This window comes from Nocardia sp. NPDC003963 (genome assembly GCF_053605105.1).
Genome location: NZ_JBSGIP010000016.1, coordinates 79,184 through 106,114, shown reverse-complemented (window position 1 = coordinate 106,114; position 26,931 = coordinate 79,184). Strand labels below are relative to the sequence as shown.

Here is a 26,931-nt window from a genome sequence, read left to right as displayed (position 1 = left end):
TTCTGGAGCGACAGAGCGAAGGAGCGCAGCGACTGAGCGGCGGAGTGAAGAACCGGGGTTAATAGGGCCCCGACCCGCGCCGCCGGAGGCGGCGCAATTCAACACAGAGGTGCGCCGATGAATCCCGTGCTGCTCGCCGCCCCGGGCGAAGACCTCACCGCCTTCGACATCCTGCTGTGGGTCGCGCTGCCCTACGCGTCCATCGCGACCTTCCTGGTGGGCCATTACTGGCGCTACCGCTACGACAAGTTCGGGTGGACCACCCGCTCCTCCCAGCTCTACGAGAACCGGCTGCTGCGACTGGGCAGCCCGCTGTTCCACTACGGAATCCTGCTGGTGATCCTCGGCCATATCGTCGGCCTCCTCGTTCCCGAGGGGTGGACCGAGGGGGTCGGGATCAGCGAATCGGTCTATCACGTGGCCTCGGCGAGCCTCGGGATCCTGGCCGGTGTCGCCACTCTCGCCGGCGCGGCCATCCTCATCTACCGCCGCCGCACCACCGGACCCGTCTTCTCCGCGACGACCCGTAACGACAAGATCATGTACGTGCTGTTGATCGGTACGCTGCTGCTGGGTTTCGGCACCACGGTGGTCAACAACGCGAACAATCATCCCCACGACTACCGGCAGACGGTCAGTCCGTGGTTCCGCTCCATTCTGTCGTTCCGCCCCGATACCGACCTCATCCTGGCCGCGCCCCTCGGCTTCCAGCTCCATGTGATCGCCGCCTGGCTGCTGTTCGCATTCTGGCCGTTCACCCGGCTGGTCCACGTGTTCTCGATGCCGCTGGGCTACCTCACCCGGCCCTACATCGTCTACCGCAGCCGGGACCGGGAACTAGGTTCGCGACCCGAGCGGCGTGGATGGGAGCGGATCCGGTAGCCGCGTCCGCTCGTCGCGCAGGCGACCGTGCGGGGAGGAGATCGGCACCGACCAACTCCGCTCCCCGGCGTCGTCCGGCGCCCCGAACCGGACCCGCTCGTTTCGTTCGCTCACACCCCGGACGCTCGGCGCCGGCCGAGCACCGATCGGGTGGTCGCCGCCAAGACCAGGGTCGCCAGCGGCGCCGAGACACCGGGAATCAGTGCCAGGGCGGCGAGAGCGGCAGCGGTGCCGGCGACGACCAGTACGCCGCATACGGCCAGCGTGAGCAGCAGCGACCGGGCGCGGCGCGCCTGGTCGTCGCTGTCGACGACCAGCGCGAACAGTCGGATACCGGCCACGGCCGGTAGTGTGCGCCGCTCCGGCATCACCGCATTCCGTTCGCCGGGCTCACCGATCGTCCGGATCGATGCGGGGACTCGGGTGGAGCGGCTGCCTGCCAGGCCAGGCAGCGCAGCGAAATACCCTCCGGCGGTGCGACTGCGGGATCGCCGGCCGATGCCAGGGTCAGTTCGGACCGGGCTGATCTGATCCTTCGCCGATCGGTGTCGATACGAAACTGCGCGGGATCCAGCCCCAGGCACCGATTCCCCCATGCCCGCAGGACATCCGGAACGGCCGGCCCGCCTTCGATATCCACTGTGACGCTGCGCCGCGCCGGTTGCCCGATATCGACCGACCAGGCTTCGCGCAATACCCCGAACCTACGCAGTACCGGGCTGCACAGCTCGGCGGTGAATTCCGGACACCAGTTCCAGCCCTCCCGTTCGAGTGCGCGCAGCCGTGGCGATCGGTTCAGGAGCGGATCGAGACAATCGCCGTAGCTCACGGTGTCCGTATAGTCCGCCGTGCCGATCCTGGCCCAGATCCTGGACCAGGCTCCCCGGCCCAGACCCCGGACGATCACACAGGCGTCCGTCAACCGATTCGATTCGTCCAGCAGGTACATGCGCAGATGCCGTTCCGAGACCGCGAAACGCAGCCCGGGCACACCGAGATGGTCACCGGTGGTGTCACTTACGGGTAGCAGTGCCCGGAGAAAGCGTTCGAGCGCCTCTTCGTACACATCGACAACCAAGCCCGCGTGGCGGGGACTCAGTACGCGGAAGACACGATGACACGCACCGGAGTTCTCCCATCCGATGGGCTGACTGTCCCGGATGCGCAGCAGTAGCGACGCTTCCAATCGTCGCTGCGCGCTGGATATCGCGTCCGGCAACACGGCGGAACGTACCGGGTACACAACGGATCCTTCGCCGCCGGCCATTTCCCGGAACAGCCGGGCGGATCCGATCCCGGCCGGAAGTCCGTGTACGGCGGTGCGCACCTGAAAGGCCGCCTCCGGCCGGCTTTCGCCGGTGAGCCGTCGGCGCAGTGCGACAATATCGTCGAGCGGATTGCTCATGACCTGCCTCTTCCCGGCGCCGCCCGGCTCGGCGAGAAGATATCGGTCGAATCACATGATGCGCGTATGAGCCGATGTTCGATGGGATGTGGTGCGCCACTCGCGCTTCGGTGACCGTGCCGCCCGACTGCCGGGGAGCGGCGTCAACAAAACCTCCACCAGGCCCTCGCCATTGTAGACGGCATCTGAACGGCCGACAACAGCCCGGAAACAGTACTATCCGGATACCCCTTCGGCGCATAAACTTTCGGCGTCCGCACGAGCGCGCCGGGGCTCGTCCCGGGCCGATGATCCGATGTGCCCGCCGGGTTGCCGGCCGCGCGGTAGCCGAGTCGGGAGTTGTGCGGGGCGGCCGACGGCACGTGGCGTGCGGAATGCCGATCCGTCGGCGACCATATCCGCGAGCGGGGATCGGCGACGATCCCTTCACCCACATAGGTGCTGACACCTCCGATGCCTGCGATACCCCCCAACGAAGCCCTGCAGAGGTTCGCCGACGCACTCGGCCGGGTACTGGCCCGCGGGTTCGCCCCCGGCCTCGCGAAACATTACCGGGTACCGATTCGTGCCGGAGCGCAGCGGATCGAGCGGGCCGGGAGCGGACGTGTCGAAGCGGCCGACTTTCCCTTCCCGAGTCGCCTGATAAATGAACCCATGCCCCTACCCAGAGAGGTATCGGAGAAAGTTGACGGACTACGCGGATTCGCCGAATGGCAGGCCGGTGCCGCGAATGCCATGGTCAACAACCTCCGTGCTCTGGAAAGGAAACCGGAAGCGCGCGATTGGGAGAATGAGTACTGGAACCTGCTGAAATCCCGTTCCGGGAAACCCGCCCTCTTCTCCACATCGGATCTGGGCACACCCATCACCGACGATTATCCGAATCTCACGTGGCTCGGGCCCGAATTCAAGAAAGACGTCCTGCTGTTCGACCGTTCCAGGAACGAATTCATCCGGGGCCGCGCCTCGCCGCACAACATGACCTTCGAACAGGCCGCCCGGCGGGCGCTGGCACGGTTCGAAGCGGAGGGTGTGACCGGGGACGAGTTGCACACCGTGGTGCGCCTCACCGACGGAACGGAGGTGAAGGGGAACCTCATCAAACGGGGCGAGGCCGCCCGGCAGCATTTCGAATACCTCCGGCAGTGGAGCGCCGCGAAAGGCCGCGATGTGAGTGAGTGGCCGGAGCCGACCGCGGAGGAAGCCATGACGCTCACCGCCTCCGAGGCCGACCGCGGCCGCATATTCGCGGACGCTTTCGAACAACTCGCCGAGCCCGGCGAGTTCACCACCCGGAAATGGGCGGATGTCAGCTACAAACTCTTCGAGTCACCACAGATGAAAAACGGCTCCGATGCGGTCACCAGAACCTATATCGCAGGTGCGGGCCAATATCATCTCGGCCGGGTGCCGGACTTCCCACACGATATCGACCTCCTGGCGAACACGATGTCCCAGAAAGATTTTGTAAGGCACCTCGTGAATTACGATATGCCGCAGGGGGGCGTCGGCGCGGTCTGAACGCGAGGCTCGCCACATTCCGGCCGAACGACTACTCGTCAGGTAGCCCGGCTATATATCTATCGGTCGCTCCGCGGTGGTACCAGCCGTAGGGGCGGCCGACGAGAAGTGAGCATCGGCTCAGCACATCGCGGGCGCGAAAGTCGATATGGTCCAGCGAAGGTACGATGATACCGCTCGGGCCCAGTTCGAGTATTTCGTCGAGTGTCCACGGGATCGGGTCGGTCGGATCGTGTACGGCGACTCGTTTGATGTGGAATCCATGTGCGGCTGCCAGCAGCCCGCAGTCGGTTTCGAGTAGTACGCGGCCGGTACCACAAAGCGACCGTTTCAAGAAGACGATGGCATGAGGCATCAGAACTGCACCCGCCCTGTTTTGACGGGAGGTTCGATGGAGACAGGGTATTGCTCGGTCGGGGTCACCAGGATCAGTCCTCTCGGAAGCAGTGAAAGTACTGCTCGAGGCTGCCGGTGACGGCGGTATCGTCTCGTCGCTCCCAGTGGATACTCTCGATAGTGGTGGTATCTTCTTTGTCTCTTCTGCTCGTGGGTACTCGTATCGGCAGACGCTTCTGAGGGGTTGGGCATGGGGACTGTTCTGAAAGCGCTTCTGCAGCAACGTCACATCCAGACTGTCGCGGCTTTCAACAGGGAGTACGACCGGCATGCACTGAAGATCGATCCCGTGATCGTCGGCTGCGGTCCGAAGAAGGCGCAGTTCTACCGCTGGCTGTCCGGAGATATCGCGGGGTTGCCCTACCCGCATCACCGACGAATTTTGCAGGCGATGTTTCCCGGGCGGTCGATAGAGGAGTTGTTCGACCAAGACGGCTCGGGCCCGAGGATCCGGCATGACGCGATGACTCAGGAGGCACCGCGACAGCGGGGGCATCGCACGGCCGATGTCGAATCCGTCTTCCCCAGTCGGGCGGCTTTCACGCGGGATATACCGCCGCAGCAGCTGTTCGAATCCGCGACAACGGTCGATATGATCGGTATCTCGCTGAACATGTTGTGCCAGCAATACCCCGAACGCGAGATCGCCCGCCTACTCGAATCCGGGTCGACGATCAGATGTCTTTTTCTCGACCCGGAAGGTGAAGAGACGAGACGGCGTGAATCGGAAGAGGGGCAGGTGCCGGGTGCGCTCGCCGGCTTGACCACTCTGAACATGGGGGTACTTCAGCGAATCAACGAGGCTTCCGATGGCGTTGTGCCGGGTACTGTTCGTATCCGGACCTACGATCAAACGGCTCGATTCAATATCGTCATCGTAGACTCGGCACTCTGTGTTGTTCAGCCCTACCTCCCTTTCGTCCGTGGACTCGAGTCGCCCACCTTCGTTGTACGCAGGACCGAGGACGCTGGAGTATTCGATACCTTTGCGGGGGTGTTCGACGGTATCTGGGTGCGAGGAAAGGAGATGGGCGGTTGACCGATTTCTCCGCTCTTTTGAACATTGCCCGGGCGGCTGTCGCCGAGGGAGCGGCCCTGTTGTCGAATGCGGCGCCAGGCGAAGTTCACGCGAAGGGTGACCGGGACTTCGTCACCGAGTTGGACTTGGAGATCCAGCGTACGGTGCAGCGCCATCTGAATTCGGCAACGCCGTCGATCGGGTTTCTCGGTGAGGAAACCGACGGTCCCGAGACTGCGCGGACCGATGTGGACTATGTGTGGATCCTCGACCCGATCGACGGTACCTCCAACTTCATTCACGGTCTCCCGCTCTGTGCCGTCTCACTGGCCCTGGTCCAGGGCGGACAGCCGCGAGTCGGAGTCATCAGCGCTCCTTTTCTCGGTTACGAGTACTACGCGGCCGAAGGCGGAGGTGCGTTCGCCGGTGAGGAACCCATCGCTGCCGGTACGGCAGAGCGCATCGGTGATGCCATAGTCTCGATCGGTGATTACGCGGTAGGACCGCGCGCCGCCGGCGTGAATCGGGACAGGCTCGCGCTCACCGAATCTCTCGCCGCCTCTGTCGAGCGGGTGCGGATGTTCGGGTCAGCGGCTCTCGACCTCGCCTGGGTAGCCGAGGGGCGCACCGACGGATGCGTCATCCTCTCCAACAAGCCGTGGGATATGGCGGCCGGTGTGGTGATCGCTCGCGAGAGCGGTGCTGTGGTGACCGACTCCGACGGCACATCGCACAGCACGCTGTCGCGTCACACCGTGGCGGCCAACCCGGTGATATCTCCGGAATTGGTTCGGCTGGTTTCCCGGTCGTCGGCGTGAAGATCGCTCGCCCAGCGCCGGTGGGAGATATCCGTGAGCTCGTTCGCGAGCGAACCTCGGAACCGGATGGGGCGGAGGAGGGGCCGGTCCCGCTTCGCCGGTTCGCGATTTCCGAAATGGCTTCGGCGACGGTTCGCACACCTGCGTCGTTTGCGCGACCTACATCGACCGCGTCGAATCTTCCGGGCGGTATCGCCGTGCCCTGTCGGGTGTGAGGTCGTGGTGGTGGGTCTGGTCCACCGATGCGAATCCGTGTTAACTTATTGATGAACGGTCGCTAACTGGACCGGCCGGAACGAGCATTTCAGGAGGGACTATGCAGTCCGCCGTCATCGTCGATGTGGTTCGCACGCCGTCCGGGAAGGGTAAGGCCGGTGGTGGGTTGTCCGGGGTGCATCCGGCGACCCTGCTGGCCGGGGTGCTGACCGAACTGCTGCAGCGCAACGAGCTGGATCCGGCGCTGGTCGACGATGTGATCGGCGGCTGTGTCACCCAGAGCGGGGAGCAGGCCTTCAATATTTCGCGGACCGCCGTGCTGGCCGCCGGATTCCCCGAATCGGTACCGGCCACCACCGTGGACCGGCAGTGCGGTTCCAGTCAGCAGGCCGCGCATTTCGCCGCTCAGGGTGTGATCGCCGGCGCCTACGATATCGCCGTCGCCTGCGGTGTGGAGTCCATGAGCCGGGTGCCCATGTTCTCCAATGCCCAGGGCCAGGATGCCAACCGCGGGCCCATCGCGCACCGGTACCCGGAGGGGCTGGTGCAGCAAGGTGTCGCCGCCGAGATCCTGGCCGCCCGCTGGAAGTTCGATCGGGCCACACTGGACGAGTTCGCGGCGCGTTCGCATCGGCTGGCCGCGGAGACGGCCGCGGCCGGTGGGTTCGACCGCGAGCTGGTCGCCGCGGGTGAGCTGACCGCGGACGAGACCATCCGGGCGGGGTCCACCCCCGAGAAGCTCGCGGGACTGAAACCGGCATTCGCCGATGAGCAGTACACCCGGCGTTTCCCGGAGATCGACTGGTCCATCACCCCGGGCAACTCCTCACCGCTCACCGACGGGGGCTCGGCGGCACTGATCATGAGCGAGCAGGCGGCCACGAAACTCGGCCTGCGGCCGCGGGCGCGGTTCCACTCCTTCGCGGTGGTGGGCGACGATCCGCTGCTCATGCTGACCGCGCCGGTGCCGGCGTCGAAGAAGGTCCTGGAGCGGGCCGGGCTGACGATCGACGATATCGACGCCTACGAGGTCAACGAGGCGTTCGCGCCGGTGCCGCTGGTCTGGCAGCACGAGCTGAATGCCGACCCGGAGAAGCTGAACCCGCGCGGCGGGGCCATCGCGCTGGGGCATCCGCTGGGTGCCTCGGGGGTACGGATCCTGGCGACCATGGTCAACCACCTCGAACAGACCGGCGGCCGGTACGCGCTGCAGACGATGTGTGAGGCCGGTGGCCTGGCCAACGCCACCATCATCGAACGTCTCTGAGGTATAGAGATACGGCCCCGGGACGTTTCCGTCCCGGGGCCGTATCTCGAAAGGTGCACCGTGGGCCCGGTGCTGTGGTTCGGGCTCGGGTGGGGGACCGCGGTGCGGCCCGGGTCAGAAGCGGCGCGCTCCGACCGCGGGCGAATAGGTCAGCGGGGATATCTCCACGGTGTCGGTCGCCGCGTGGATCACCTGGCCGTCGCCGGCGTACAGCGCGGAATGCCCGCCGCCGCTGTAGGAGATCACATCGCCGACCTGGAGCTGATCCAGCGGGACCGGGGTGCCGGCGGACAGCTGGGACCAGCTGGTGCGCGGTACCTGGACTCCGGCCTGCTGGTATGCCCACTGCACCAGACCTGAACAGTCGAAAACATTCGGGCCGGTACCACCGGATACATAGGGTGCACCGAGTTTGCTGCGCGCCGCCGCGACCGCGATATCGCCGGCCGGTGGGGCCGGTGATATCTGTGGGGCGGGTGTGCCGATACCGGGGATTCCGGCCGGCAAAGGGATCTGATCGGGGAGTTCGAAGGTGCCGATACCGGGAACCGTTATCGGCTGCGCTCCGGCGGGTGCCGTTGTTCCGAGAATGGCGCCGGCCGCGGCGGTCAGTAGAACCAGTGCGGCGCAGCGCTGACGTATCGGTACAGAATCCATAATTGCGGTCCTCCGTGCTCGGGTCGAGCGTCGGTGGATCGCAACTACTTTCACCGCCAAGTGCGCGGTGAGAACATCACCGACTGCTCGAACAGCGTTGGAAATACACCACAGCTATATGTCGGTCCTGCAAACCCGGGGAGTCATATTTCGCCCTATTGCGCGCAGATCCGGAAAACGACACGGACAACGTGCATCACGAAACGGTAACCAAATGTATTTCCGCAGCGTAGGAAGACGGCCGAATCATTCCGGCCGATATCTGGCCTTGATGTGGAACCGCTCGCCCTGGGGGCCGTAGATGCTCAGGTACTCGACCGGGTGCTCGTCGGCGTTGCCGAACCAGTGCGGGAGGTGGGTATCGAATTCGGCGACCTCGCCGGGGGTGAGGATCATGTCCTGATCGCCCAGGATCAGGCGCAGTCGGCCGTTGAGCACATAGAGCCAGTGGTAGCCCTCGTGGGTACGCGGATCGGGACGGGCGGTCTCGCGACCGGAGAGGATCTGCTTGTATGCCTGCAGGCCACCGGGTCGGCGGGTCAGTGGGATGAAGGTCTGGCCGTGCCGGGTGACCGGCCGGGTGTGCACCCGGGGGTCGCCGGTCTCCGGCGCGTCGACCAGTTCGTCCAGTGGTACCTGGTGGGCCTTGGCCAGCGGGAGCAGGAGTTCGAGGCTGGGTTTGCGCTGGCCGGACTCCAGCCGCGACAGAGTGCTCACCGGGATGCCGGTGACCTCGGACAGAGCTGCCAGCGTGGTGCCGTTGCGGCGGCGCAGCTCGCGCAGCCGCGGGCCGATCGCATCGATGACCTCGCCGAACTCCTGATCCATCCCTATATTGCAGTTATGGCAAATAAATTTGTCAAGCCGGCTGTTTGCCCGGATGCTGGGAAGCAGACCTCGACCACCTCAGGAGAAAACGCATGGACCAGCAGTTCTGGGACGATATGTACAGCGAGAGCGAACAGCGGTTCAGTGGGTTGCCCAACGACGCCCTCGTCACCGAAGTGACCGGTATGACACCGGGCCTGGCGCTCGACCTCGGCGCCGGCGAGGGGGCGGACGCGTACTGGCTGGCCGAACACGGCTGGCGGGTGACCGCCGTGGACATCTCGCAGGTCGCGCTGGATCGGGCGGCGGCGGCCGGTCATCCGGAGATCACGTGGCAGCGTGCCGATATCACGGCCGCTCCGCTGCCGCCGCGCTCGTTCGATCTGGTTTCGGCGCACTACTTCCCGATCGTCCACGAATCGGACCACGCCACCGTGCGGGGCCTGCTCGACGCGGTCGCGCCCGGCGGCACGCTGCTGTTCGTCGCGCACGATCCCACCGAATTCCCGCCGCGCGAGGAGAACTCGCACAACTTCGACCCCTACGACTTCTATCAGCCGTCCGAGATCGTGGCGCTGCTGGACGACGAATGGACCGTCGAGGTCGACGACCGGCGGGACCGCAACCGGCCCGCCGCCGGGCATCAGATCAAGGATCTCGTCCTGCGGGTGCGGCGCGCGGGCTGACGCGACCGCGCGCTTACCCGCGCGGACACCCTCCACCTCGGATTCCGGTAATCGGTTCCGACCGCGCGTCGGAACACGGTCCGGCCAGAGCCGATTGCTATCGTCGGCTCCGTCTGCGCACGGAAAACCAGGGCCGGCGCCACCTGCGCGCGGAATCCGCTGTCGGCGCCACCTGTGCGCGAAACCGGAACCACGAGGTGGAGGGTTTGTTCATGCGGCTGTACCGGGTTCACGGGCTCGCGGCCGCCGCGGCCGTCACCGTTGTCGCCATCGTGACCGTGATCCTGGTGGTGGCGGCACAATCCGCACGCCATCCGGTTCACCGTGACACCGCGCCGGCGGTATCACCGGCCGAACTCGCCCAGCAGTGGACCGACCTGCACGACGGACCCCAGCCCTATCCCGAAACGCAGATCGACAAAGACGTACTGATCACCATGAGCGACGGTGTCGTACTCAAAGCCGATGTGTACCGGCCCGCGGCGGCCGGCGGCGCCGCCGAGCCCCGGCCGCTGCCCACCATCGTCACCATGACGCCGTACTCGAAGATGATGTCGAGCCTGATCGATTCCGCGATGGGCGATCCGGGGGTGCGGCAGTGGACCATGGACCTGGTCCGCCGGATCAATCTGACCGGCACCCCGATCAGCGGATTCGGGGATCTGCTGCACGCCCTGGACGGCGGCACGGTCGCGACGGTGCTCGGCCTCGACAGCCAGCTCGTGCGTGCCGGATACACGGTGGTCTCGGTCGATGTGCGCGGTACCGGGCAGTCGCAGGGGTTGTGGGACACCCTCGGTGCGCGCGAACAACTCGATACCCGCGAAGTGATCGAATGGTCGGCGCGGCAGCCGTGGTCCAACGGGCGGGTCGCCATGAGCGGCGGATCCTATGCCGGGATCAACCAGTTGCGCGCCGCGGAGAACGCGCCGAAACCGTTGCAGGCCATCTTCCCGGTCGAACCGGGCAGTGATCTCATGCGCGATGTCGTGGCGCCGGGCGGCGGTGTGGGTGTGACCTTCCTGCCGCTGTGGCTGAACCAGGTCAACCAGGCGAAACTCATGCCGGATGTGCAGGCCATGCTCAACGGCACCTTCGACTGGCAGTGGCTCAGCGACCGGATGGCCGATCCCGCGACGAACTACGATCTGCTGGCCCAGGCCCTGCTCACCCCGTCGCTGCGCAATATGCCGCCGGCCCTGGCCGACGCGCTGGACGAGAGCAGCGCCTTCCGCCAAGGGATCATGGGTCATCCGGAGAAGATCACCGTGCCGACCTTCGTCTACGGCGGTTGGCACGATATCTTCGCCAACAGCGCGACCACCCTCTACAACGAGATCCCGCTGCCGCCGGGGCGTAAACAGCTCATCGTGGGCGATACCTATCACGCCAATCCCGGTTCGGGGACGGGCCGGGCGGGTTCCCCGCCGCGACTGGACGTTCTGCAGCGTGCGTGGTTCGACCACTGGCTCAAGGATGTCGACAACGGGATCGCCGGCTACGGTCCGGTCATCGTCTGGGAGCAGGGCGGCAACTGGGTGGTGATGGACCAGTTCCCGCAGCCGGGGATGACGCATCGGCGGGTTTATCTGTCCAGCGCCCCCAGCGGAACCACCGAGGACAGCGTGCACGACGGATCGCTCGCCGACCGGCCGGGGGCGCCCGACCGGCTCACGGTGGAACCGGGACTGACGAACCTGTGCTCGCGGGATATGGCGCAGGGTTCGGCGGGGATCGGGGCGGTATTGGATATGTGCGCCAAGGATTCCCGGATAGCCGAACGCAACGGGCTCACCTTCACCACCGAGCCGATCGCCGAGCGCACGATCGTGTCGGGACCGATCAATGTGCACCTCAACACCGTCCACGACGCCGCGGACGGCTACTGGAACGTGACGGTCAACGATGTGGCGCCCGACGGTACCTCGACCGTGCTGAGCACCGGCCAGCTCACCGCGTCGCTGCGGGCGATCGACGAATCCCGCAGTACCCGCTCACCCAACGGTGATCTCACCGCGCCGCACAATCCGCTCACCCTCGACAGCGTCCAGAAGGTGGTGCCCGGCCGGCCGGTCACGCTCGATATCGCGGTGATTCCGATCCAGGCGGTACTGGCACCGGGGCACCGGCTGCGGCTCGATGTCTTCGCCGGTAATTCCCCCAAGGCGCTGGCCTTCCGCCCCATGTTGAACAACACCGAACTCGCACCGCAGCATCTGGAACTGGATCCGGCGGCGCCGAGTTTCATCAATCTCCCGACGGACCGGCCGCTGTTCGCCGCGCAGAGCACGCCGGCCCGGACGGTCCCGCGTTCGGCTCCGGCGCCGCAGTCGGCGCAGGCCCCGACCACTCCCACTGTTCCGCGGACGGCACCTACTCCGGAACCGCCCGCGGCCCCCGAACCGCGGCCGGTGCGCACTGCGCCGGCTCCGGCCGCGCCCCCGGCTCCGGTGAACTCACCCTCCGGGTTGCCGGTTCCCGCTGAGTCGCCCGCTCCCGCCGATTCGCCGGGCCCCGCCGAGATGCCCGCTCCGGCTGGAGTGCCGGCTCCCGCGGACTTGCCGGCGCCCGCTGGGGTGCCGGGTCCCGCCGAGGTGCCCACTCCCGCTGACCCGCCGGCACCTGCCGAGCCGACGACGACCCCGCCTGTTCCCGCGGAGGTGGCGCCGCAGTCCGTCCCGGGTGCGGTCGGTTAGTTCTCGCGATCGGGCCCGGTCGACACTGCCGGCGGGCTGCCGAATCCCTGGCATCCGCTCCCGGATACCGGCGCCACCCGGTGTCCGGTGGACCGAAAGCCCGGCGCCATGACGCAGATCACCCGGCGATTCGCCCGGTCCGGCCGCGGGGACTCCGCGGCGTCGTAAGGTTTCGCCCATGGTGTCGCACGAGAGGGCCGAATCGGTGCGGTCGGCGGCCGAGGCGAGTCTGCTGGCCGGCCGTCGGCGCTACAACCGCAACGAGGTGGCCGAAAAGGCCGAGGTATCGCCGGAACTGGCCCGGCGGCTGTGGGTCTCCCTGGGGTTCCCGGCCAGTGCCGACGACAGCGCGTGCGATTACACCGATGCCGATATCGCGGCCATCCAGCGGTTCCGTGAGGTCGGCATCCTGGCCGGGGCCGACGCCCGCCAGCAGGCCGCCACGGCGCGCACCATCGGACAGACCATGGCGCGGTTGGCGGAATGGCAGGTCGATCTGGTGCTCGACGAGATCGATCGGCGCGTCGCCGCGGCCGGGGCGGACGGGGACCGCGCGCAGATCACCCGCACCGCGACCGCCGAAACGGTGGAGTTGCTGGAGAGCCTGCTGTCGTATGCTTGGCGGCGGCATCTCGACGCGGCGCTCTCGCGGAATCTGGAGGAGGAGACCGGACCGGCCGCGGATTCGACCCGCGTACTGGCCGTCGGATTCGCCGATATGGTCGGCTACACCCGGCTCACCCGGCACCTGCATCCGGACGAATTGTCCACGCTGCTCGAGGCTTTCGAATCCACCACCAACGACGCCATCGCCGAGAACGGCGGCTGGGTCATCAAGAATGTCGGTGACGAGGTGATGTTCGCGGCCGAATCGCCGCTGGCCGCGGCCCGGATCGCCTTGGCGCTACAGGAATCGACCATGACCGTGGGAACTACCCCCGAACTCCGAGTGGCCCTCGCCTACGGGCCGGTGCTCCAGCGTTTCGGCGACCTGTACGGCTCGGTGGTGAATATCGCCGCCCGGCTCACCGGTGTCGCCCGGCCGGGCACGATCCTGGTGGACGACGGTGCCGCGGCGGAATTGGACGGTGAGAAGGAGCTGAACATCCGGCACCTGCGCAGTGTGCGGGTACGCGGGTTCAACCGGTTGCGGCCACATCTGCTCCGGCGCAACGGCAAAGCCGAATCCTGACCGTGCAGGATTTCAATTCTTGATTTCAGCATATGGGATTTCTGACAACGTAAATCGTCCTTTGGGTAGGGTCGTCGAGGAGCCGGTTGCGGCTCACGCGTGAAAAGGAGATCCAGGATGGCCAAGGGCTATGTCATCGTGACCGAGCTGATCAAAGACCCCGCGGGGATGGCCGAATACGGTAAGGCGGCCGGTAAGGCGATGGCCGCCGGGGTGAAGGTCCTGGCGATCGATACCAAGTTCGAGGTCCTCGAAGGAGAATGGCCCGCCACTCAGACGGTGGTGCTGGAATTCGAGTCTCCCGAAGCCGCCCGCGCCTGGTACGAATCCGAGGAATACCAGGCGGCGATCCCGCTGCGGCAGGCGGCCGCGGACTGCAATGCGGTGATCGTCAACGGGCTGTAGTCCGCTACTGCAGCAACTGGGCCTTGGCCGCCGCGAACTCCTGCTCCGAGAGAGTGCCGGAATCGCGTAGGCGGCCGAGGCGCTCCAGCTCGGCGACCAGATCGTCTCCGGCCGGTGCGGGCGGCGCCTCGCGGGGCGGCGGTGCGTCCTGCGCGGGTGGCTGCTCGTAGACCTGTTGCTGCTGTTCCGCGTAGGCCTGCTCGCCCGCCCGGTGCTGGGCCCGGCGGTCGAGGGCATTGGTGGTGGCGCGGGCGGTACCGGCCACCACTGCCGTGCGGGCGACTGTGCCGAGCAACCCCGGCCGTCCTACCCGTCCTGCCCGGAAAACCATGGCCGGTCCTTTCTCACGAGGCCGCGAGCGCCGCGTCCACGGCGTCGCGCGGAATCTGGACGTGCAGCGCCAGCTCACCACCGGCGGCCGCCACCGTGGCGCCCAACCGGCGGGCCCAGGTCTGTTCGTAGACCACCACCACGGCGGAGCTACCCGGTTCGAGGGTGTCGCGCACGATATCGAGGTCCGCGTCGCTGACCAGTCCGCGCGGGTCGACGGGTAGTCCCGCCAACCCCACCTCCTGTAACGGCTCGTCCACTTCGAGCTGGACGATCTCGCCGTCCGCTGTTCGCGCCAGATAGATCAGGTCGATGATGGTGGCAGCGCCGTGGTCCACCACCTCGCGCAACGCGTCGACCACGGTGGGCGCCACGCGCTCGGCGGGAAAGGCCAGCACGGCGAGTTCGACGGGGCCCAGGCGCTCGGTCGTCATGGTTGCCGATCCTGCTCCGAGGGTGCGCGGGGCGCCTCATCCGATTCGGGTGAACCGCGCGGCCGGCCCCGATGTCCGGGCCGGGAACCTAGGCTGGCGAGGTGACCCCCTCCGACCCCACTCCGACCGGCCGGCCGATCGTCCTGGAGCTCGCCGGTACGCGGGCCGAGATCGGCACGGTGGCCGCTGTCCTGCGTGGACTGACCGTCGACGATGTCGCCGTCACCGAACCGGTGCCCGCCGACACCACGCCGCCGATGGGTGCCGGTATCGTGCTGGCGCCGTGGCCCAACCGGGTCCGCGACGGTATCTGGATCCTCGACGGATTACCGCAGCAGCTCGATATCACGGAGGTGACGCGTTCGAACGCGATTCACGGCCTGCTGCGCAACACCGAATACGAGGTGCGGCAGCAGTCCGCCGACGCGGTGACCCTGGGTGCGCTGATCCCGCCACAGCACGGCTGGCCGTTCCTGCTCGACACCTGGGTGCGCTACGAATTGCGCCCCGACGGGCTCGCCGTGACCCACGGTGTGGTGAACCACAGCCGGCGGTCCGCGCCGTACGCCGTGGGCGCCCACCCGTACTTCCGGATCGGTACGAACCCGATCGATGATCTGGTGCTCACGGTGGCCGCGAGTACGTATTACGAGGTGGACGCTCGAATGAATCCGGTGGCCGAACATCCGGTCGAAGGTACTCGTTACGATCTGCGCGCCGGAGTGCCGCTCGCGGAACTGGACCTGGATACGCCGTTCGGTGGGGTGACCCCCGCGTCGGCTGCCGGGCTGACCGCACCCGACGGTGCGACGGTCGAACTCGTCCTGGACGCCGGATGGGAATACCTGCAGGTCTTCACACCCGGTGAGTTCCCCCGTCCGGACGGCCGGGGCCGCGCGCTCGCATTGGAGCCGATGACCGCGCCGCCGAACGCGTTGAACTCCGGCCGCGGATTACGGCACCTGGCTCCCGGTGAACGCTGGGCGGGGGGATGGCGGATCCGCTACACGGCCGGGTCGCCGGCCGAGTGATGGGGCGCGGGATGCCGAGCGCGTGAGCACGGGAAACGCCGGCACCGGTGCGCCGGTCGCTGTCGCCGTCCGGCCCGGGAGCGGCCGGTTACGCTGGGCTCCATGGTTGTTCGAAGTTCGCGTACCGCCGTTCGTGCCCGTCGCGCGAGCAGTCGCCAGGGGCGATGATGGGGCCGGCGATCGTGGTCACGGGCGCGACGGGGCCGGTCGGCCGCCGGGTGGTCGCGGGGTTGGTCGCCGGTGGCGCGCCGGTGCGCGCGGTGACCCGGAATCCGGAGTCGGCGCCGGCGACCGGGGGAGTCGACTTTGTCTCGGCGCAGCGGCCGTTCGGTGATCTGACGGCGGGTGCGCGCAGCGTCCTGGTCAATATCACCGCACTCGGGCACGGCGATCCCACGGCCGACCCCGGGGCCCGGCTCGACGAGCTGCTCGCCGCGGCGGACGAACACGGCGTGGCGCATCTGGTGCTGCTCTCGTCGGTATCGGCACTGGATCCCGAGAGCCCGATCGGGGCCGGGTACCGGCCACTCGAGGACCGGATCGCGAATTTCACCGGTACGGCGACGATTCTGCGCTCCGTACTGTTCGCGTCGAACACCGCGCACTGGTGGTCGGCGGGGATCCGGCAGGCGCGGGTCGCGGCCGCACCCTATCCGGATGTGGCCGTTACGCCGATCGACGATCGTGATGTCGCGGCGGTGATCACCGGTGCCCTGCTGGAGGGTCCGGCCGCTGCGGGCGGGGAGTACCTTCTGACGGGTCCGGCGGCGCTCACTCCGCGGGAGCTGGTCGCGACGATCGCGGAGGTCCTCGGTATCGCGATCTCCTTCGAGGAAGTACCGCCGGATACGGTGCGCCGGGGTCTGCTGGACGCCGGTGTACCCGCCTGGGCCGCCGACGGATTGCTGCGCTCGTTCGAGTACGCCCGGCTCGAACCGGTCGCGCCCTCGACCGCTGTCCAGCGGTTCACCGGGCGACCGGCGCGTACCTACGCCGAATGGGTCACCGGCCATCTCGAACTGTTCCGCTGACCGCACGCCGGTAGCGGCGGGAGGGGCTCGGATCCCGCGGTCATGAGGTGAGCTGATCGCGCCCCCGCCAGCTCCGGCGTATCGCGTGCGCGACGACATCGAGCGCGGGGCTGTGGTGGCGGCGCGGGTGGGTCACCAGGTGGATGGCGCAGTCGGGTAGGGCGGGGCCGTCGAGCACACTCAATTCGCCGGATCCGACCTCGGTCGCCGCGGTGATCGCGGGCAACACCGTCCAGCCCAGCCCCACGGCCACACAGCGTTTGACGGCCTCGACACTGCCGAAGCGGGTGCGCCGGCCGGAGCCGGGGCCGGTCTGTGCCAGCCGGTCGGCGACATCGTCGCTGTAACCGCACCCTTCCTCGATCAGGAGTGCGTCGCGCAGCGCCAGCTCGGACCAGTCCGCCGCCGCGCCCGGTCCCGGTCCGCGATCGAGGAACAGCAGGGCCTCCACCCCGATCTTCTCCACCGCGAGATCGGTGACCGGGAGCCGGGGTTCCATGGTGAGGGCGAGGTCGGCAGTTCCGCGACGCACCGCCGTCAGGGCATCGCTCATCCCGCCCGGGCCGATCTGTAACTGGACGCCGGGTTCCCGGGTACGCAGCTCCCGGATCACGGCGGGGAGCCGATAGGTGCACAGCGATTCCGGGGCGATCAGCCGGACGGTCCCGGCCGGCCGTGCCGCCGTATCCCGGGCGGCCGCGCACAGCCGGTCCTCGGCGGCCAGGACATCTTCCGCGTGCGGGATCAGCCGGGCGCCGAGCTCGGTCGCCACCACGCGCGAGGTGAGCCGGTCCAGCAGGCGGCTGCCGAGCCGGCGTTCGAGTTTCTGGATATGCCCGGTCACCGTCGACTGGGTGTAGCCGAGTTCGCGGGCGGCCTCGGTGAAGCTCTCCAGCCGCGCCACCGCGAGAAAGCTGCGCAGCAGTCCGGTGTCCATACGGACCTCACTATCGCGATTCGTGATGCACTGGATCGGAAGTCATTGTTGGACAGAATAGCTCTGCGGGCCGGATGGTGGAGTCGTCGGCAGTAATGGGCACGGGCGCATCCGGCGACCCGGTGCCGGAGAGGGGTGACTCGATGACGGCACAGGCCGGTCCGGCCGATACCGCGCACGGTGCGTCCCGGACGGCACCGGCCGCCGGAAGGGCCACGGGGTCGGGCGCTTTCGCGGTACTGCTGGCGGTGACCTTCCTCGCCTTCGTCGACTACGCCGCACTGTTGTCGGTCGTCCCGCTCTGGTCCGCCGTGGGCGGAGCGAACGGGGTCGCGGTGGGGGCGACGACCGGCGCCATGATGGCCGCGACCGTGGCGACCCAGCTGGCCGCGCCGTGGCTCTTCCGGATGCTCACCTTGCGGACCATGATCGCGAGCGGCGCGGTCCTGCTCGGGGCACCGACACCGCTGTACCTGCTGTCCGCCGATATCGGCCCGGTCCTGGTGATCACCGTGGTCCGGGGGATCGGGCTGGCCCTGGTGGTGATCGGGGGCGCCACCCTCGTCGCCGATCTGTCCACGGCGCGCGAATTACCCACCCGCGCTTCGCTGTTCGGCGTCGCGGCCGCACTGCCCAATCTCGGCGCCCTCGCCGGTGGGGTCTGGGTCGCCCGGACCTGGGGATTCCCACTGGTTTTCGGAGCCTCGACGCTCGCCTGCCTGACCGGCGCGGCGCTGGCGGTGGTGCTCCCACGCGGGCACCGGGCCACCTTCCGTTTCGCCACCACCGCCGATGCCGGGGCCATCGCGGCACCGATCGCGCTCTTCGCCCTGACCGCCGGTTCGTTCGGCGCGGTCACCACCTTCCTGCCGGTCGCGGTACCGGATGCCGGGGCCGCTTCGTGGGCATTGCTCGCCGCATCGATCGCGCTGGTCGCTGCCCGGCTCGGTGCCGGGATGGTGGGAAACCGGCTCGGCGCCGGCCGATTGCTCCTGGTATCGGTGCTGTGCTGCGCGGCCGGACTCGCGCTGACGGCGGTCGCGCTGGCCACCGGTCACCAGGTCGTCCTGCTCGGCGGGGCCGCCCTGCTGGGGGCCGGATTCGGCGCCTGCCAGAACGATTCGTTCGTGCTGACCGTGCAGCGACTCGGACCGGCCCACAGCGGTACGGCGAGCACACTCTGGAATATCGCCTACGACGGTGGGCTGGGGCTCGGCGCCACCGCGCTCGGCTGGTGGGTGGGCACGGCCGGGTATTTCGGCGCCTTCCTCGGTATGGGTGTCGCGATCGGCGTGATCTCGGTGACCGTGGCGGTGATCGGCCGCCGCCGCGGGCGCGGTTCCCGCGGGCGTATCGGCGCGGCCGAGGACGTCGCACCGGTCGGGCAGCATCCGGGACAGATCCACGCCGCGCCTCGACAGCCGGACGCGGAGATCCGTGGCCGTTCTGCAACCCGGCCCCTTCTTGACACTCGAAAGCGGTAGCAGGATATTTGCTACTGGTCGGACAACGATCGAGTACCGCGACGCAGACCGCACGCACCGCTCCTGGACAGGAGAGAGGGATGCCGCTTTTCTCGCCGGGATTCTCCGGTCGCCGCCGCGATGCCGCCGTCGATACGCGGCTACCCCCGGGGCAGTACCTCACCGAGGACTTCCCCGTTCTCTCGGCCGGGCCGACCCCGGGCGTCCACCCCGAGAACTGGACCTTCACCGTCACCGACGAGACCGGTGGCCGCACCGCGTGGGACTGGGACGGGTTCCGGGCACTGCCACAGGAGACGCCGCACGTCGATATCCACTGCGTCACCCGCTGGACCAAGCTGGACACGGACTGGCAGGGGGTATCGCTGGACACCTTGTTCGCCGATATCGAAACGCAGGCCGACTACGCGCTGATCGAATCCCACGGCGGCTACACCACCGACGTCCCGCTCGAGGATCTTCTCGACGGTAAGGCCTGGATCGTGCACAGTTTCGACGGCCGGGACCTGGAACCCGAGCACGGCGGCCCCGCGCGCCTGCTCATCCCGCATCTGTACTTCTGGAAATCGGCCAAATGGGTCCGGGGGATCCGGCTCCTCGACGCGGACGTCCCCGGATTCTGGGAGGCGGCCGGCTACCACGAATACGGTGACCCGTGGCGCGAACAGCGATACCGGGACGATTGAGCGTGCCGGCGCGCTGGCTGGCGGCCGAACTGGTGCGGACGCGTCCGGAAACTCCCGGCGCACGCACCCTGACGCTGCGCGTATCCGATTGGCCGGGGCATCTGCCGGGCCAGCACGTCGACGTGCGGCTGACCGCGCCGGACGGCTACCAGGCCGAACGCAGTTATTCGCTGGCCGCTCCGGCCGCGGGCGAATTGATCGAGCTGACCGTGCAGCGGGTACCGGGCGGTGAGGTGTCGCCGTATCTGGTGGACGACCTTCCGGTGGGCGCCTGGATCGAGATACGCGGGCCGGTCGGCGGCTGGTTCGTCTGGGAACCCGCCGGCTCGCCCGTGCTGCTGGTCGGCGGTGGCGCCGGGATCGTCCCGCTGATGGCGATGGTCCGGGCGCACCGGGCGGCGGGCAGCCCGGCACCGTTGCGCCTGGTCTACTCCGTGCGCGAGCCGGACCAGCGCTACTACCGCGATGAACTGGACCATTTCGGCGGCTCGGAGGCCCGGGTGGACTTCGTGTACACCCGGCGCGCGCCCGCCGACTGCCCGCGACCGGCGGGTCGGCTCACGGCTGCCGACCTGCCGGTCCACCACGTTGCCTCGGCGCCCGGCGCCGGGTGCTATGTCTGCGGTCCGACCGGTTTCGTCGAGCACACCGCGGCGCTGCTGGTCGGCGCCGGATATCCGGCCGGGGCGGTGCGCACCGAGCGTTTCGGACCGAGCGGAGGATGAGCTGTGCCGAACCCAGGATCCCCGGAATTCGGTGAGGACCACGTCGACGGCAATGCGCTGGCCGGGCCACTGGCCGCGGTATTCGTCGCCGAGGTCACCGGCTGCGACTGCCGCTGCGGGTACTGCGGCCGGGTGGGCCCGCTGGCGACGGCCGTCGTGTACAGCCGGTGTCCCGGCCGGGTCGCCCGCTGTCCGGGATGTGCCCGGGTGTTGCTGCGGATCACCGAGACTCCGGCCGGTACCTGGCTGGACCTCGGTGCCGGTGCGGCCCTGCGTCTGCCCGCGGCGGACGGATGAGCCCGGATCGCCGGGGCGGTGGTGGGCAGGTTCCCGGCGGTCGCCGGATCCGGGGTGCGTGGGCACGGGCCCGACCGGCGGCTGCCCATCTGCGGAACGCCCGGTTAATCTGAGGATGTGGCGAGTGGGTTCGACGATGCCGCGGCCGATTGGGAGTTCGGCCGCCCGGCAGGTATCCGATCCGGGCGCGCCGCGATGATCGGCTTCCGGCACCGCGGCGACAGCGGTCTGGCTCTGCGGGTCGCCGATATTCCGGCGATCACCGTCGTGATCGAGTTCGGCGGTGCTGGGCTGACCGTCGATGTTCCGGGCGATCGGCGGGAACTCACCGGATTCGTCGCGGGCTGTACCAGCGGAGTCATGCATATCGGTGGTGCGCGGGCCGCATGTGTCGAGGTGCGTTTATCGCCGCTGCGGGCGTATTCGCTGCTCGGGATCGCGCCCGCCGAACTCACCGGTACCGTTGTCGATCTCGCCGATCTGTGGGGCGCCCGGGCCGGGGTACTGCGGGAACGGCTGGCGGCCGCCGCGACCTGGGAACAGCGGTTCGCGTCGACAGACGCCTTCCTCGCCGCGGACGGCGATCCGGCCCGGTGGGTGGAACCGGAGGTGGCGGCGAGTTGGCAGCGCATCGTCACCAGCCGGGGCCGGGTGCAGGTCGGCGAACTCGCCGAATCGTGCGGGTGGAGCCGTAAGCGGTTGTGGGCGCGGTTCGAAGCGCAGATCGGGCTGACCCCCAAACGTGCCGCGATGCTGGTCCGGTTCCGGCATGCGGTGGACGGTCTGGTGGCGGGCGGGTCCGCCGCCGATATCGCCGCGGCCTGCGGTTATACCGACCAATCCCATCTGGGCCGCGATACGTCGAGCTTTGCCGGTATCACCCCCGGGGCGATGACGCGTGCGGCGCTCGACCCGTTTTCCGCGCGCCGCCACCGGGCGTGGGGAACATTCTTCCTAGAACGAGCGCGGCCGGCCGTCCGATAGTGGTGTCCGTTCGCCGGTGTATCCGGCGCGAGGTCACCGCTGTGCTGGAAGGGAGTACCGGATGCCGGGCGAGGTCCTGTTGTGGGCGTCGGACGCCGTCGGTCTGGTGGCCTCGGCGGTGCCGTGGCGCGGCCGGTGGCGCCGGATCCGGCATACGGCGGTGCTCACGCTCCCGGCGGCCGTCACCCAGCTGCTTCTCGAAGGCTTTCGCTGGCCGCTGATCCCGGCGTACATCCTGGCCGCGGCACTCGCCGGGTTGTGGTTACGGGGAACCGTGCGCCCCGCTCGGGCGCCGTGGTGGTTACGCGGGGCCGGAACCGTCTCGGGCGCGCTCCTTTTCGCGGTGTCGGTGGCGATGCCGGTGGCCGCCCCTGTTTTCCGGCTGCCGGATCCCGGCGGCCCGTACGCGATCGGGACCACCACTTACCATTGGCGCGATGCCGGCCGGCGCGAGATCTTCGACCCCGATCCGGCCGCCCGGCGTGAACTGATGGCGCAGATCTGGTACCCGGCCGAACCCGGGACGAGTGCTCCCACCGCCCCTTATGTGGACGAGGCGAAAGCTCTGTCGGCCGCGGCGGGTCCGCTGCTGGGTGCCCCGGGTTTCGTCTTCGATTTCTGGGATTCGGTCCCCACCCACGCCACCCGGCGGCCTCCGGTGGCATCGGCCCGCCCCAGGTACCCGGTGCTGGTTTTCGCCTCGGGCCTCAACGCGTTCCGTCAGTCCAATATGTTCCAGGTGGAACGGCTGGTTTCGCACGGGTTCGTCGTGGTGGGCCTGGACCAGCCCTACACATCCGCCGCGACCGTGTTCCCGGACGGCCGCCTCGTCGACGGCTGGACGAAGGATCGGGTGTACCCGGCGGTCCAGCAGAGTCTGACCCCGGCCGAGCCGCCGCCCGCCCTGGGCCACGCGGAGTTACCGGACGGGCTGATCCCATATCTGGCCCGGGATATCGGCTTCGCGCTCGACCAGTTGACCCGGTTGAACGCCGCGGATCCGGACGGTCTGCTGACCGGCCGCCTCGACGTGGACCGGGCCGGTGCGTTCGGGGTCTCGCTCGGTGCGATGACGGTCGGCGCGGCATGTCACGCGGATCCGCGGCTGCGTGCGTGTTCGATGATGGATGCCGCGATGACGCAGGATGTGGTTCGCGACGGCCTGCGGCAGCCGAGTATGTGGCTGACCCGCGATACCGGTTCCATTCTGCTCGAACGCGACCGCAGCGGTGGCTGGCCGGATCGGGAGATCACCGAAACTCTCGCCACCCAGCGCGCGGTTTTCGCAGCGAGTTCGCCGGGGCACGGCTACTACGTGGAGATCCCTGGGATGTTCCATCTGAATTACACCGATGCGCCCAGCTGGACGCCGCTCTCGGAAGGACTCGGGATCGCGGGACCGATCGGCGGCGAGCGCGGCCACGAGATCGTCGCCGCGTATACCCTGGCGTTCTTCGACCGATTCCTGCGTGGTGGCCGGGCGCCGCTGCTCGACGAGCCGTCCCGGTGGAGCGAGGTCCGGCTCGAGCGGAAGTGAGCGACGTCTCCGTGGCTGTCGGCCTCGATTCGGTCGCAACGGTGCCACACGATTCGTAGAATGCCCAGTGTGCAAGGGGTTTCGGGGTGCACACTGTATTCGGCGATGCGGGGCCGTGGATGACGGCCTAGACTCGTACCCAGAACTACTCGTGGTTAAACCAGCCTTCCGGCTGGACCGGGCCCGCGGGCAGGTAGGAGAGCGTCAGTGGACCTCGAAGGAGCACGCCGTTTCGCCGCAGGGGTTTGGGGCAGAACGGATCTGACACGGACAGAGCGCTTGGCAGCCGTCAAAGCGGACGCGCATGCCCGCGGTAAGGAGCCGTTCGATCTGGGCCGGCTCGAATCGCTGTGCGATACGAGCGATGCCGGACGGCAGGACCCGGCATCCCGGCGGCACGACCGGTTCGAACTCATGTACTACAGCCATCCGGCCATGATGAATATCGAACAACTCGCCGAGCATGTCGCGATGACGCACGGCGTCGGCCCGGCGATCCGCTCCGCCGACTAGAGCGTCGCGGCTGCCCGGACCCGTCCGTCACCACCCGGCGCGACGGCGGCATCCGGAGAACGGGGTAGCAGCCGGCACCGCGGTGGCCGGTCATTTCGGCACAGACCATCCCTCTCGATTCGACTCGATCCGTACATGGCCGAGCGGTGAACCCGACCCGCCGGCGTCGACCGCGAGCCTGCGCGGGCGCCCACACAGCAGAACGGGCCCTCCCTTTCGGGAGGGCCCGTTCCGGTCACACGCTGCGCGGTTCACTCGGCGACGGCGTATCCGGCGCCGCTGCTGACCGCTGCCGCGATCGCCGCGCTGTCGATCGGCAGTGTGCCGCGGAGATCGGCGGTGCCGGTGCCGAGGTCGACGGTGACCGAGGTGACGCCCGGTATCCGGCCGAGTTCGCCGCGGAGCGAGGCGGCGCAGCCTCCGCGGGTCATCCCGGTGACGGTGAATCGGCTGGTGCTCATGACTTCTCCTGTAGTAGTTCGGTCGGTCTCGGTCCCGAGTGCCTAGGAGGCGCGCTCCACGGGAGTGGACGACCTGGCGGGTGTGGACATGGTGGCGGCGGTGACGGCGGCGCCGATCAGGGCGACCGCGCCGGCGCCGAGGAATGCCGCGGAGTACCCGTCGGTGAGCCGGGGCAGGTCGCCGAGCCGGTCGGCGCCGAACGCGGTGGCCAGCGCGGTCATCGCGGCCAGGCCGAGCGCGGAGCCGATCTGGTAGCTCACATTGACGATTCCCGAGGCCAATCCGCCTTCTTCCGGCCGGGCGGCCGCGATGGCGGTGCCGAGCGAGGGGATGAAGGCCAGGGACATCCCGCCCGCGGCGACCAGTGACGCCGGCAGTACATCGATCCAGAAGGTGCCGGTCGGGCGCACCAGCGACATGATGCCCAGTCCGAGACCGAGGACCGCCAGGCCGGTGACGATCATCGGTCTGGCGCCGAACCGCCGCATCGCCCGGGGCGCGAGCACGATCATGCCGAGCATGATCAGTGTGGTCATCGGCAGCAGCGCGGCGCCGGACGGGAAGGCGCTGTAGCCGAGCACTTGCTGCAGATACAGGTTCAGGAAGAACCACATCGGTACCCAGGCCGCGCCCAGTAGCAGTTGGGCGAGGTTGGCGGCAGCGAGATCGGGTGCCCGGAAGATGGACGGGGGCATCAGCGGTTGGCTGCGGCGGGTCTGCAGGAATACGAATCCGGTGAGGAGCGCGGCGGCTCCGGCGAGTACCGCCCAGGTCTGTGCCGATGCCCAGCCCACCTCGGGTGCGCGGACGATCCCGTAGACCGCGGCGGCCAAACCGGCGGTGGCGGTGAACGCGCCGAGCAGGTCGATCGAGCCGCGGCGGACCGGAGCCTCGGGCATCAGCACCGGGACGGCGATCAATGCCAGGACCGCGATCGGGACGTTGATGTAGAAGACCCACGGCCAGCTGATGTATTCGGTGATCACACCGCCGAGGAACACCCCGGCCGTACCGCCGGCCGGTGCCGCGGCGCCGTATACCGCCAGGGCCCTGGTCAGTTCACTCGGTGAGGAACCGAAGAGCATCATCAGCAGAGTGAGCGCGGCCGGGGCGATCAGTGCCGCGCCGGCACCTTGGATCGCTCGCCCGGTGAGTTCGGTGCCGACGGTACCGGCGGCACCGGCGAGCACCGATCCGGCCAGCAGCACTACCCAGCCCGCCGCGAACACCCGGCGCGCGCCGAGCAGATCCGACAGCCGCCCGCCGAGCAGCAGCAGGCCGCCGAAGGCGATGACGTAGGCATTGAACACCCAGGTCAGATTCTCCTGGGAGAAGCCGAGATCGATCTGCATCCGCGGCAGCGCGATCCCGATGATCGAGGTGTCCATGATGACCATGAACTGGGCGGCGGCGATCACCGCCAGCGCCCACCACTTCCGGGTGGTGGGACGTGTCTGCGTACTCATGGCATTTCCGTTTCTTCCACTTGAACTCTACCCCGGTAGGGTATATCTGCAGTTGAAAAATATGCCGGCACGGGCATTCTCGTGAGCCGGCGTGGGTGGTTCCGGATCCCGGTCAGTGCCGGACGGGGTCCGCGGTGACGGTGAAAGCCGCTGTGCGCACCACGCCTCCGTGCCGGAAGTCCAGGAACAGCCGGTAGGTCCCGGGGCCCGGTGCGGCCGCGTGGAACCCGACCGCGGGACCTGCGGGGGTCACCCCGTCGCCGGGTTCGCCACCGGGATGGACGTGCACGTAGGCCAGATCGCCGGCGCGCAGGATCACCAGGTGGCCGTAGGCGCCGAGGTAGGGGTCCAGATCGTGTACGGCCGCGCCGTCTTTCTCGACGGTGAAGGTGAGCGCCCCTCCGGCACCGGTGGTGAGCGCGCCGGTCAGGGTGACCCGGTAGCCGTCGACCTCGGTCGCGGCCTCCTGTGCCGGTACGGGCAGTGGTTCGTAACGGCCGGCGACGGCGAGGTCGGCGCCCAGGGTGATCGTGCGGCCCAGGGTCACGGGCGCGATATCGGCGAACACTCGGTAGGCGCCTGGCTCGTTCGTATCGATCCGGACGGTCCAGGTCCCGTACGCGTCGCGCACCGGGTGGACGTGCTGGAAACCGGTCAGTTCCCGCCGCGCGACGATCAGATGCAGTTCGCGTTCGTGGATCGGCGCGAAATCGGTGACCGCGGTGCCGTCCGGTCCGAGGATGCGGAACCGGAGATCGGTTACGCCTGGTTCGGTGATCGCGGTCTCCAGATCGAGTGTGTATCCGGCCTCGGTGATCTGCAGCCCGCCGGGGAGGGCGGGGGTCGTGACCGGGTGACCGCCGTGCGTTCCGGCGGTGTGCTGAGTGTGCGTTCCGGCGGCGTGATGCGCGTGCTGGTGGGTGTGTGCGGTGGCGTTCATGACGGGCTCCTCGGGTGTCCGGCTTCGATATCGCGAAACACTAATACCCCATGGGGGTATATGGCAAGCGGTTGTTCGTCCCGGTTC

29 protein-coding genes are annotated in these 26,931 nt (G+C 68.3%); 18 read left to right on the top strand and 11 right to left on the bottom strand.

Annotated elements, in window-relative coordinates; all coding sequences use genetic code 11:
• The first annotated feature begins 117 nt into the window (after positions 1-117).
• Positions 118-882, top strand: a complete 765-nt coding sequence (gene narI, locus ACWEWT_RS23565) for a respiratory nitrate reductase subunit gamma (protein ID WP_452561995.1) — start codon at positions 118-120, stop codon at positions 880-882.
• 110 nt (positions 883-992) lie between these two features.
• Here the strand turns inward: narI and ACWEWT_RS23560 are convergent, their stop codons facing one another.
• Positions 993-1,223 carry a hypothetical protein gene (locus ACWEWT_RS23560; protein WP_452561994.1) on the bottom strand — a complete coding sequence of 77 codons (231 nt, stop codon included), beginning with the start codon at positions 1,221-1,223 and terminating at the stop codon, positions 993-995.
• Between the two features lie 26 nt (positions 1,224-1,249).
• Positions 1,250-2,287, bottom strand: a complete 1,038-nt coding sequence (locus tag ACWEWT_RS23555; RefSeq protein ID WP_452561992.1) for a hypothetical protein — start codon at positions 2,285-2,287, stop codon at positions 1,250-1,252.
• Between the two features lie 453 nt (positions 2,288-2,740).
• On the opposite strand from ACWEWT_RS23555, the gene ACWEWT_RS23550 reads away from it, so the two are divergent.
• Positions 2,741-3,808: a hypothetical protein gene (locus ACWEWT_RS23550; RefSeq protein WP_452561991.1), complete on the top strand. Its 1,068-nt coding sequence runs from the start codon at positions 2,741-2,743 to the stop codon at positions 3,806-3,808.
• Positions 3,809-3,839: 31 nt separating this feature from the next.
• Here the strand turns inward: ACWEWT_RS23550 and ACWEWT_RS23545 are convergent, their stop codons facing one another.
• Positions 3,840-4,163 carry a hypothetical protein gene (locus ACWEWT_RS23545; protein ID WP_452561990.1) on the bottom strand — a complete coding sequence of 108 codons (324 nt, stop codon included), beginning with the start codon at positions 4,161-4,163 and terminating at the stop codon, positions 3,840-3,842.
• Positions 4,164-4,394: 231 nt separating this feature from the next.
• Here ACWEWT_RS23545 and ACWEWT_RS23540 point away from each other — a divergent pair, with 231 nt between their 5' ends.
• From ACWEWT_RS23540 to ACWEWT_RS23530, 3 genes are all read left to right on the top strand, one after another.
• A complete protein-coding gene (locus ACWEWT_RS23540) occupies positions 4,395-5,243 on the top strand; it encodes a DUF5919 domain-containing protein (protein WP_452561988.1) in 849 nt (282 codons plus the stop codon).
• Positions 5,240-6,040, top strand: coding sequence for an inositol monophosphatase family protein (locus ACWEWT_RS23535; RefSeq protein WP_452561986.1), 801 nt, complete (start codon positions 5,240-5,242; stop codon positions 6,038-6,040). Before ACWEWT_RS23540 ends, ACWEWT_RS23535 begins: the two co-directional genes overlap by 4 nt.
• 316 nt (positions 6,041-6,356) lie before the next feature.
• Positions 6,357-7,523, top strand: coding sequence for a thiolase family protein (locus ACWEWT_RS23530; protein ID WP_452561984.1), 1,167 nt, complete (start codon positions 6,357-6,359; stop codon positions 7,521-7,523).
• A 114-nt stretch (positions 7,524-7,637) separates the two neighbouring features.
• Here the strand turns inward: ACWEWT_RS23530 and ACWEWT_RS23525 are convergent, their stop codons facing one another.
• Both ACWEWT_RS23525 and ACWEWT_RS23520 read right to left on the bottom strand, forming a co-directional pair.
• A complete protein-coding gene (locus ACWEWT_RS23525) occupies positions 7,638-8,180 on the bottom strand; it encodes a C40 family peptidase (protein ID WP_452561982.1) in 543 nt (180 codons plus the stop codon).
• Between the two features lie 246 nt (positions 8,181-8,426).
• Complete coding sequence (locus ACWEWT_RS23520) at positions 8,427-9,008, bottom strand: helix-turn-helix domain-containing protein (RefSeq protein ID WP_452561981.1); 582 nt, start codon at positions 9,006-9,008, stop codon at positions 8,427-8,429.
• Positions 9,009-9,100: 92 nt separating this feature from the next.
• Between ACWEWT_RS23520 and ACWEWT_RS23515 the strand changes: the two genes are divergently transcribed.
• The 4 genes from ACWEWT_RS23515 (at position 9,101) to ACWEWT_RS23500 (ending at position 13,987) form a co-directional block, all read left to right on the top strand.
• Complete coding sequence (locus ACWEWT_RS23515) at positions 9,101-9,694, top strand: class I SAM-dependent methyltransferase (protein ID WP_452561979.1); 594 nt, start codon at positions 9,101-9,103, stop codon at positions 9,692-9,694.
• A 212-nt stretch (positions 9,695-9,906) separates the two neighbouring features.
• A complete protein-coding gene (locus tag ACWEWT_RS23510) occupies positions 9,907-12,390 on the top strand; it encodes a CocE/NonD family hydrolase (RefSeq protein ID WP_452561999.1) in 2,484 nt (827 codons plus the stop codon).
• 178 nt (positions 12,391-12,568) lie between these two features.
• Entirely contained in the window at positions 12,569-13,582 is a 1,014-nt protein-coding gene (locus ACWEWT_RS23505; RefSeq protein ID WP_452561977.1) for an adenylate/guanylate cyclase domain-containing protein, read from the top strand.
• A 117-nt stretch (positions 13,583-13,699) separates the two neighbouring features.
• Positions 13,700-13,987 carry a DUF1330 domain-containing protein gene (locus ACWEWT_RS23500; RefSeq protein WP_063035550.1) on the top strand — a complete coding sequence of 96 codons (288 nt, stop codon included), beginning with the start codon at positions 13,700-13,702 and terminating at the stop codon, positions 13,985-13,987.
• A gap of 4 nt (positions 13,988-13,991) precedes the next feature.
• Here the strand turns inward: ACWEWT_RS23500 and ACWEWT_RS23495 are convergent, their stop codons facing one another.
• Both ACWEWT_RS23495 and ACWEWT_RS23490 read right to left on the bottom strand, forming a co-directional pair.
• Entirely contained in the window at positions 13,992-14,318 is a 327-nt protein-coding gene (locus ACWEWT_RS23495) for an SHOCT domain-containing protein (protein ID WP_452561975.1), read from the bottom strand.
• Between the two features lie 13 nt (positions 14,319-14,331).
• Positions 14,332-14,751 carry a DUF6325 family protein gene (locus ACWEWT_RS23490; RefSeq protein ID WP_452561973.1) on the bottom strand — a complete coding sequence of 140 codons (420 nt, stop codon included), beginning with the start codon at positions 14,749-14,751 and terminating at the stop codon, positions 14,332-14,334.
• Positions 14,752-14,852: 101 nt separating this feature from the next.
• Between ACWEWT_RS23490 and ACWEWT_RS23485 the strand changes: the two genes are divergently transcribed.
• Complete coding sequence (locus ACWEWT_RS23485) at positions 14,853-15,782, top strand: aldose 1-epimerase family protein (protein WP_452561971.1); 930 nt, start codon at positions 14,853-14,855, stop codon at positions 15,780-15,782.
• Positions 15,783-15,946: 164 nt separating this feature from the next.
• The gene (locus ACWEWT_RS23480) at positions 15,947-16,813 is read left to right on the top strand and encodes an NmrA family NAD(P)-binding protein (protein ID WP_452561970.1); all 867 of its coding nucleotides are present in this window, start codon (positions 15,947-15,949) and stop codon (positions 16,811-16,813) included.
• Between the two features lie 40 nt (positions 16,814-16,853).
• Here ACWEWT_RS23480 and ACWEWT_RS23475 read toward each other — a convergent pair whose 3' ends face one another.
• Entirely contained in the window at positions 16,854-17,750 is an 897-nt protein-coding gene (locus tag ACWEWT_RS23475; protein WP_452561968.1) for a LysR family transcriptional regulator, read from the bottom strand.
• A gap of 143 nt (positions 17,751-17,893) precedes the next feature.
• Here ACWEWT_RS23475 and ACWEWT_RS23470 point away from each other — a divergent pair, with 143 nt between their 5' ends.
• The 7 genes from ACWEWT_RS23470 (at position 17,894) to ACWEWT_RS23440 (ending at position 23,976) form a co-directional block, all read left to right on the top strand.
• Complete coding sequence (locus tag ACWEWT_RS23470; protein ID WP_452561967.1) at positions 17,894-19,234, top strand: MFS transporter; 1,341 nt, start codon at positions 17,894-17,896, stop codon at positions 19,232-19,234.
• Between the two features lie 80 nt (positions 19,235-19,314).
• Positions 19,315-19,920, top strand: a complete 606-nt coding sequence (locus ACWEWT_RS23465; protein WP_452561965.1) for a molybdopterin-dependent oxidoreductase — start codon at positions 19,315-19,317, stop codon at positions 19,918-19,920.
• Positions 19,917-20,645 carry a ferredoxin reductase gene (locus ACWEWT_RS23460; protein WP_452561963.1) on the top strand — a complete coding sequence of 243 codons (729 nt, stop codon included), beginning with the start codon at positions 19,917-19,919 and terminating at the stop codon, positions 20,643-20,645. The genes ACWEWT_RS23465 and ACWEWT_RS23460 overlap by 4 nt, the downstream gene beginning before the upstream one ends.
• Before the next feature lie 3 nt (positions 20,646-20,648).
• Positions 20,649-20,942: a DUF6510 family protein gene (locus ACWEWT_RS23455; protein ID WP_452561961.1), complete on the top strand. Its 294-nt coding sequence runs from the start codon at positions 20,649-20,651 to the stop codon at positions 20,940-20,942.
• A 117-nt stretch (positions 20,943-21,059) separates the two neighbouring features.
• Entirely contained in the window at positions 21,060-21,926 is an 867-nt protein-coding gene (locus ACWEWT_RS23450) for a helix-turn-helix domain-containing protein (RefSeq protein ID WP_452561959.1), read from the top strand.
• 61 nt (positions 21,927-21,987) lie between these two features.
• On the top strand, positions 21,988-23,463 hold the full coding sequence (locus tag ACWEWT_RS23445; RefSeq protein ID WP_452561957.1) for an alpha/beta hydrolase family protein: 1,476 nt from the start codon (positions 21,988-21,990) through the stop codon (positions 23,461-23,463).
• Between the two features lie 279 nt (positions 23,464-23,742).
• A complete protein-coding gene (locus tag ACWEWT_RS23440; protein WP_452561955.1) occupies positions 23,743-23,976 on the top strand; it encodes a hypothetical protein in 234 nt (77 codons plus the stop codon).
• Positions 23,977-24,227: 251 nt separating this feature from the next.
• Here the strand turns inward: ACWEWT_RS23440 and ACWEWT_RS23435 are convergent, their stop codons facing one another.
• The 3 genes from ACWEWT_RS23435 to ACWEWT_RS23425 form a co-directional block, all read right to left on the bottom strand.
• Positions 24,228-24,437, bottom strand: a complete 210-nt coding sequence (locus ACWEWT_RS23435) for a heavy-metal-associated domain-containing protein (protein ID WP_452561954.1) — start codon at positions 24,435-24,437, stop codon at positions 24,228-24,230.
• Positions 24,438-24,479: 42 nt separating this feature from the next.
• The gene (locus tag ACWEWT_RS23430) at positions 24,480-25,904 is read right to left on the bottom strand and encodes an MFS transporter (protein ID WP_452561952.1); all 1,425 of its coding nucleotides are present in this window, start codon (positions 25,902-25,904) and stop codon (positions 24,480-24,482) included.
• 112 nt (positions 25,905-26,016) lie between these two features.
• Positions 26,017-26,844, bottom strand: a complete 828-nt coding sequence (locus tag ACWEWT_RS23425; RefSeq protein WP_452561950.1) for a hypothetical protein — start codon at positions 26,842-26,844, stop codon at positions 26,017-26,019.
• Between the last annotated feature and the right edge of the window lie 87 nt (positions 26,845-26,931).

Coding starts and splice junctions, on each gene's coding strand:
- narI (WP_452561995.1), top strand. CDS start 118: ATGAATCCCGTGCTGCTCGCCGCCCCGGGCGAAGACCTCACCGCCTTC.
- ACWEWT_RS23555 (WP_452561992.1), bottom strand. CDS start 2,287: ATGAGCAATCCGCTCGACGATATTGTCGCACTGCGCCGACGGCTCACC.
- ACWEWT_RS23550 (WP_452561991.1), top strand. CDS start 2,741: ATGCCTGCGATACCCCCCAACGAAGCCCTGCAGAGGTTCGCCGACGCA.
- ACWEWT_RS23545 (WP_452561990.1), bottom strand. CDS start 4,163: ATGCCTCATGCCATCGTCTTCTTGAAACGGTCGCTTTGTGGTACCGGC.
- ACWEWT_RS23540 (WP_452561988.1), top strand. CDS start 4,395: ATGGGGACTGTTCTGAAAGCGCTTCTGCAGCAACGTCACATCCAGACT.
- ACWEWT_RS23530 (WP_452561984.1), top strand. CDS start 6,357: ATGCAGTCCGCCGTCATCGTCGATGTGGTTCGCACGCCGTCCGGGAAG.
- ACWEWT_RS23525 (WP_452561982.1), bottom strand. CDS start 8,180: ATGGATTCTGTACCGATACGTCAGCGCTGCGCCGCACTGGTTCTACTG.
- ACWEWT_RS23520 (WP_452561981.1), bottom strand. CDS start 9,008: ATGGATCAGGAGTTCGGCGAGGTCATCGATGCGATCGGCCCGCGGCTG.
- ACWEWT_RS23515 (WP_452561979.1), top strand. CDS start 9,101: ATGGACCAGCAGTTCTGGGACGATATGTACAGCGAGAGCGAACAGCGG.
- ACWEWT_RS23510 (WP_452561999.1), top strand. CDS start 9,907: ATGCGGCTGTACCGGGTTCACGGGCTCGCGGCCGCCGCGGCCGTCACC.
- ACWEWT_RS23505 (WP_452561977.1), top strand. CDS start 12,569: ATGGTGTCGCACGAGAGGGCCGAATCGGTGCGGTCGGCGGCCGAGGCG.
- ACWEWT_RS23500 (WP_063035550.1), top strand. CDS start 13,700: ATGGCCAAGGGCTATGTCATCGTGACCGAGCTGATCAAAGACCCCGCG.
- ACWEWT_RS23495 (WP_452561975.1), bottom strand. CDS start 14,318: ATGGTTTTCCGGGCAGGACGGGTAGGACGGCCGGGGTTGCTCGGCACA.
- ACWEWT_RS23490 (WP_452561973.1), bottom strand. CDS start 14,751: ATGACGACCGAGCGCCTGGGCCCCGTCGAACTCGCCGTGCTGGCCTTT.
- ACWEWT_RS23480 (WP_452561970.1), top strand. CDS start 15,947: ATGATGGGGCCGGCGATCGTGGTCACGGGCGCGACGGGGCCGGTCGGC.
- ACWEWT_RS23475 (WP_452561968.1), bottom strand. CDS start 17,750: ATGGACACCGGACTGCTGCGCAGCTTTCTCGCGGTGGCGCGGCTGGAG.
- ACWEWT_RS23470 (WP_452561967.1), top strand. CDS start 17,894: ATGACGGCACAGGCCGGTCCGGCCGATACCGCGCACGGTGCGTCCCGG.
- ACWEWT_RS23465 (WP_452561965.1), top strand. CDS start 19,315: ATGCCGCTTTTCTCGCCGGGATTCTCCGGTCGCCGCCGCGATGCCGCC.
- ACWEWT_RS23445 (WP_452561957.1), top strand. CDS start 21,988: ATGCCGGGCGAGGTCCTGTTGTGGGCGTCGGACGCCGTCGGTCTGGTG.
- ACWEWT_RS23435 (WP_452561954.1), bottom strand. CDS start 24,437: ATGAGCACCAGCCGATTCACCGTCACCGGGATGACCCGCGGAGGCTGC.
- ACWEWT_RS23430 (WP_452561952.1), bottom strand. CDS start 25,904: ATGAGTACGCAGACACGTCCCACCACCCGGAAGTGGTGGGCGCTGGCG.
- ACWEWT_RS23425 (WP_452561950.1), bottom strand. CDS start 26,844: ATGAACGCCACCGCACACACCCACCAGCACGCGCATCACGCCGCCGGA.